Origin of the sequence: Algoriphagus sp. AK58, from assembly GCF_014324365.1 — a bacterium.
Lineage (GTDB): Bacteria > Bacteroidota > Bacteroidia > Cytophagales > Cyclobacteriaceae > Algoriphagus.
Genome location: NZ_QEIG01000012.1, coordinates 1 through 2,119, shown reverse-complemented (window position 1 = coordinate 2,119; position 2,119 = coordinate 1). Strand labels below are relative to the sequence as shown.

Annotated in this window: 1 pseudogene; it reads left to right on the top strand. The window is 50.7% G+C overall.

The features are described from left to right. Positions 1-2,119: pseudogene (locus DDT91_RS11990) on the top strand (DUF11 domain-containing protein); the annotation flags it as partial.

Genomic DNA, 2,119 nt, shown 5'->3' with positions numbered 1-2,119 from the left:
CGGTAGGCGAGGAGATCAGCTACGACATCACGGTGACCAACGATGGCAACGTGACGCTGAAAGGCATCGTGGTGACCGATCCGTTGACCGGCTTGAACCAGGTGATAGCGAGCTTGGCACCGCAGGCCGACACGGTGATTGTGACCAAGTATGTGATCACGCAGGCGGATCTGGATGCGGGCAAGGTGGACAACACGGCGACAGCGAGCTACGAAGAGCTTGAGCGCAGTGCCGATGAGACGGTTTTTGCGTCTCAGACAGCTGCTTTGACGATTTTGAAAGAGATCACGTCAGGTAATCCTTACAGTTTGGTAGACGACGTAATAGAGTACAAGTATACTCTTACCAACACGGGTAATGTGACCTTGTCAGGTCCATTCACAGTGGAAGACGACAAAATAGGAACCATTGCGGATCCTGCGAATACGTCCATACTGGCACCTAATGACGAGCTTGTCTTCACGGCTTCTTACACAGTAGTTGCGTCAGACTTGGCGAATGGTTCAGTCACCAATATTGCGACGGGTAAGGGGTATTTTGGAGAGGGAGTTGTGGAATCTGACCCTGACCAGGAGACTGCCGATGCAAGCTTTAATGAGATTTTGGCAGTGGATGACAATGCAGGTACCTTCCAGTACAGCACCGTTGCGCAGACATCTACGGTCAATGCCTTGACCAACGACAAGCTGAAAGGCGGTCCGGCTACGTCAGCCAATGTGGTACTTACGACGGTGACTCCGGATCCGACGGGAACTTTGACGGTAGACGGGGACGGTGTGATTACCATTGGGGCCAATGCACAGGCAGGAGATTATCAGTTGACCTACAGGATCACGGAAGTGGGCAATCCTTCAAATTTTGATGAGGCGGTGATTACGGTGACCGTGGAACCGTTGTTGGGTCTGATAGAGGTAGATGAATATTGTGAGCTGGATGCGCCATACTTGAGATGGTTGTTGTCGCCGGTGAACTTTGATCTTCAGGATTTGGCTCCGGGAGACGATACTCCGTTGACGATGACCTGGTATGACAAGGACGGCAATGTGATTATCAGCTATGACAACATCCCATTGGAAGGTTATATGCTGTTTCCTGGAGCGGATACGCTTCCTGGAGGGTATGGAAGTTCCTGGCCGGGATGGAGATACGAGAACATGCAGTGGGAGTCAGGACCGTTTAACTTCTATCAGGTAAGAGAGCCTGGGTCTTATGTGATTTTCCGATTGAATCCGGAAGTACAGGCCGAGGTGACTTATCCTGGAGCGACAGCTGAATGTAATCCGAATCCGAATCCTCCGATTGCAGAGGATGATGATATGACCGGAATTCCGGTATCCACCCAGCTTGGATATGACAACATTGTCAATGTGCTGAACAATGACCGCTTGCTGGACGGTACGACTCCTTTGAACACGACGTTGGTAACGATTACCGAGGTAAGCCAGTCTACTCCAGGTGCTTTGATATTGGACACTGCGACAGGATTGGTGAGCGTGGCACCGGGCTTGACTCCTGGGGTTTACACGTTGGAATATAGGATCTGCACCAACCCGAATCCGACAAACTGTGATACGGCGATTGTGACGGTATTGGTGGTTCAGCCTTCAGTTCAGATTGACAAGCAGGTGAAATCCAATGACGGAGTAGTGGGCGGATTCATCAGCTATGAGATTACGGTGACCAATGACGGGGATGTGGAACTTCAGAACGTAGAAGTTGCCGACAATCTGACAGGAGATACCTGGACGGTTCCGTCACTGGCTCCTCAGGCATCAGTGACTTTCGAGGCTCAGCTTGAGATTACCCAGGAAATGATCGAAGGGGTTTGTATGGAAAACGTGGCTACAGCTACCGTGTATCTGAATGGAGAAGACTCCGAACAGACAACGGTACTCACGGAAGCTTCCGATTCTGCCGAGGCATGCTTTGCCCAGAATCCGGATATTACGATAGAGAAGACAGCAGGAGTATCTACAGTGGATGCTGCTGGTCAGGTGATTACTTATACCCTGACGGTGACCAATACGGGCAATGTGACCTTGAACAATGTGACGGTAACCGATCCGTTGACTGGCTTGAACCAGAATATAGGATCTCTTAACCCGGGCATTAGTCAGGA